Raw genomic sequence first — 3,487 nt, forward strand, 5'->3', positions numbered from 1 at the left:
CCCATCCCGAACTCAGTAGTGAAACGATGCATCGCCGATGGTAGTGTGGGGTTTCCCCATGTGAGAGTAGGTCATCGTCAAGCACCTATACCAAAACCCCCGATCGTGAAAACGGTCGGGGGTTTTACTTTGCGTCGCAAAAACTAACGCGCTGAGGGGCAGCCTTTGATAGGCAACTAAACAGGGCATCGTTATCATGCGTGCCTTATTGCGTGGCGGGACTCACATGCTTGCACTGTTAAGGCTTCTTCAGGACGGACGATTTCATTCGGGCGAGGCGCTCGGCGCTGCGTTAGGTGTAAGTCGTTCGGCGGTATGGAAGCAGCTCCAGGCTTTGCAGGCGGAGCTGTCTCTACCTCTGCACAAAGTGCGAGGGCGTGGCTACCGTCTGGAGGCGCCGATGCAACTGCTGGATGCGGATTGGCTAAATACTCAAGTGAATGCACCGCAGTGGCAGGCTTGTGTTCTGCCAAGTGTTGATTCAACCAATGCTGAGGCGCTGCGGCTATTGCCGGCAGCGCAATCGCTACCGTACTACGTTCTTGCTGAGCGCCAAACCAGTGGTCGGGGGCGGCGAGGGCGCAGTTGGGTAAGTCCCTTCGGCGAGAATCTGTATTACAGCTTGGTTGTGCGCGTCGAAGGCGGGATGCGTCAGCTTGAAGGGATGAGCTTGGCTGTCGGTCTGGCGCTGTTGCAGGTTATTCGTGCCTTGGGTGTGACTGAGGCTGGATTGAAGTGGCCCAACGATGTGCTGGTGGGAGATCGCAAGTTGGCGGGCATTCTATTAGAGCTCTCTGGTGACCCGGCGGATGTCTGCCATGTCGTTATCGGTATTGGCTTGAATGTGAACATGCTTGCGGCTGGGCCTGAGGCTATCGGCCAACCCTGGACTTCGATGCGTGCCGAGTTGGGGCGTCTGTTGAGTCGCAATGAGCTTGTTGCTGAGTTAAACCGACAGTTGACACGTTATCTGGATACACAGCTGCGCGAGGGCTTCGCGGCTTTTCAGGACGAATGGCAGGCTTGTCACCTTTGGCAGGGTCGAGGCGTTGTATTAACTGCTGGTGGCGAGCCTATCGAGGGTGAGGTTTTAGGGGTGGATCGTTCTGGCGCTATTCGTCTTCGTATTAACGGGGTTGAGCGAAGCTTTAGCGGTGGTGAGCTCAGCCTGAGGTTACGTGATGATTCTTGAGCTCGACTGCGGTAATACCTTTATCAAGTGGCGTTTGCTTAGTGATGATCAGTCCATCTCGAGTGTGGGTGGTGTTGTTGACTCGGATCAGGCGCTTATAGATGTTGTCCGCGAGCAGGTGGTGCGCCTGCGTGCCTGTCGGCTGGTAAGCGTGCGCAGCGATGAAGAGACTGCGCTGCTGATCTCGCAGCTTGAACAGGCTTTTGCTGTGGAGTGTCGCTCGGCTCGTTCTGCCTTTGCCTTGTCGGGTGTGCGTAACGGGTATGAAGAATTTGAGCGCCTGGGCCTTGATCGCTGGCTCGCGGTGGTCGGGGCTTATCAGCTATCGAGCAAAGCTGCGCTGGTCATTGATCTTGGTACTGCGGTGACTTCGGACTTTGTGGCTGCAGATGGCGAGCATTTGGGCGGTTTTATCTGCCCAGGTGTGCCGCTGATGCGCACGCAGTTGCGAACCCATACCCGGAGAACTCGCTATGACAGCGATGAGGCGGCCAAGGCGCTGGAAGATTTAGTGCCGGGGCGGGCGACTGCTGAAGCTGTTGAGCGTGGATGCTTGTTGATGCTGCGCGGTTTTGTCAGTGGTCAGGTGGCGATGGCGGCAGAGCTGCTGGGCAGTGAGTTTGATGTTTTCCTCACTGGCGGGGATGCCCCGCTGGTGATGGATGTTATTCCGGGGGCGCGGGTTGTGCCGGATCTGGTGTTTATCGGCTTGGCGATCGCTTGCCCCACAGATTGAGGTCATGCATGCGCTGGATGTTCTTGTGGTTGGTTGTGTTGAATCTGTTCTATTACGTCTGGCATCAGCAGCAGGCGCCGTTACGGGTTACTGAAATTGCACCGCTGAATATGGCGCAAGACAGTAGGCGGGATATTCGCCTGCTCAGTGAGTCGAGTGCGCCGCCGCGGCGAGAGGTTGCTGTGGCGCAGCCCGCTGAGGCGGTGTGCTTGTTTCTCGGTAGTTTTGAAGTAATGGCGGACGCTTCTGCGGTCGAGCAGCGCTTGTTGAGCCTGGATATTCAGTCGCGCGTGCAAAGTATGGATGCGGCGGCGGGGGTCGATTACTGGGTGTATCTACCGCCGCTGGCTTCGCGGCAGGCGTCTCTGCGTCAGTTGCGCGAGCTGCAGGCGCGCAAAATTGACAGTTACATCATTACTCAGGGGGATTTGGCCAATGGAATTTCCTTGGGGATCTTTCCGCGCAGTGATTCAGCGCAGAGTGTCATGCAGCGCTTGCGTGATGCTGGGTATGAGCCGTCTCTGCGTGAGCTGACGCGCGCTCACCGAAGTTTCTGGGTGCGTATTTCGCCGCAAAGTCGGCGGCTGGCGGATGATTCTTTGTTGCAGCGTTTGGCTTTTGACTTCAAAGGCTTAGAGCAGCAATTAATGCCGTGCGAGGGGGTTGCAAGCCCTCAATAGAATGCATAGAATGGCGCCCGCTTCGCAGGGTGGTGCTTACAAGTGTTCTGCGAAGTTGCTGTCAATGTAGCTAACCTCAGGTTTTTTAATGAGAAATTGCTTGACAGTAGGTCGGCATCGAATGAGAATGCCGCCCCGTTTGGAGGGATTCCCGAGTGGCCAAAGGGATCAGACTGTAAATCTGACGTCATCGACTTCGAAGGTTCGAATCCTTCTCCCTCCACCAGATTTAGCGAGAGCTGCAGGCTCCGCGGGTATAGTTCAGTGGTAGAACCTCAGCCTTCCAAGCTGATGATGCGGGTTCGATTCCCGCTACCCGCTCCAGCATTGTTGTTTTTGCATTGTGTTTTGCTCATGTAGCTCAGTTGGTAGAGCACACCCTTGGTAAGGGTGAGGTCAGCGGTTCAAGTCCGCTCATGAGCTCCATCTAATAAAGGCAGATATGCGAGTATCTGCCTTTGTTTTATGGCGGTGATACTGGGTCAATTCTTCTCTGGGAGGCAGTCAAAATGGCTAAAGAAAAGTTTGAGCGTAACAAGCCGCACGTCAACGTTGGCACTATCGGTCACGTTGACCACGGTAAAACCACTCTGACCGCTGCTCTGACCCGCGTCTGCTCCGAAGTATTCGGTTCGGCCAAGGTTGACTTCGACAAGATCGACAGCGCCCCAGAAGAAAAAGCTCGCGGTATCACCATCAACACCGCTCACGTTGAATACGATTCGTCCGTGCGTCACTACGCACACGTTGATTGCCCAGGTCACGCCGACTACGTAAAAAACATGATCACCGGTGCTGCGCAGATGGACGGCGCTATCCTGGTTTGCTCGGCCGCTGATGGTCCGATGCCGCAAACTCGCGAGCACATCCTGCTGTCCC

General features: G+C 55.7%; 4 protein-coding genes, 3 tRNA genes and 1 rRNA gene. All 8 read left to right on the top strand.

Features of this window, described 5'->3' with window-relative positions:
• A 5S ribosomal RNA gene (gene rrf / locus AACX99_RS22320) occupies nt 1-83 on the top strand; the annotation flags it as partial.
• Nucleotides 84-226: 143 nt separating this feature from the next.
• The gene (gene birA, locus AACX99_RS22035) at nt 227-1,192 is read left to right on the top strand and encodes a bifunctional biotin--[acetyl-CoA-carboxylase] ligase/biotin operon repressor BirA (RefSeq protein ID WP_339414550.1); all 966 of its coding nucleotides are present in this window, start codon (nt 227-229) and stop codon (nt 1,190-1,192) included.
• Nucleotides 1,182-1,928 carry a pantothenate kinase gene (locus AACX99_RS22040; protein ID WP_339414551.1) on the top strand — a complete coding sequence of 249 codons (747 nt, stop codon included), beginning with the start codon at nt 1,182-1,184 and terminating at the stop codon, nt 1,926-1,928. Before birA ends, AACX99_RS22040 begins: the two co-directional genes overlap by 11 nt.
• An 8-nt stretch (nt 1,929-1,936) precedes the next feature.
• Nucleotides 1,937-2,608 (top strand): SPOR domain-containing protein, encoded by a 672-nt coding sequence (locus tag AACX99_RS22045; protein ID WP_339414552.1) that lies wholly within the window; start codon nt 1,937-1,939, stop codon nt 2,606-2,608.
• A 141-nt stretch (nt 2,609-2,749) separates the two neighbouring features.
• Nucleotides 2,750-2,834 (top strand) — tRNA-Tyr (locus AACX99_RS22050).
• Nucleotides 2,835-2,858: 24 nt separating this feature from the next.
• Nucleotides 2,859-2,932 (top strand) — tRNA-Gly (locus AACX99_RS22055).
• A 26-nt stretch (nt 2,933-2,958) separates the two neighbouring features.
• Nucleotides 2,959-3,034, top strand: a tRNA-Thr gene (locus AACX99_RS22060).
• An 83-nt stretch (nt 3,035-3,117) separates the two neighbouring features.
• Nucleotides 3,118-3,487, top strand: a 370-nt coding sequence (locus AACX99_RS22065) for a GTP-binding protein (protein ID WP_037001823.1), incomplete at its 3' end; no start/stop codon positions are given.

This window comes from Pseudomonas sp. EA_35y_Pfl2_R5 (genome assembly GCF_963970805.1).
In the GTDB taxonomy this organism is placed as follows: domain Bacteria; phylum Pseudomonadota; class Gammaproteobacteria; order Pseudomonadales; family Pseudomonadaceae; genus Aquipseudomonas.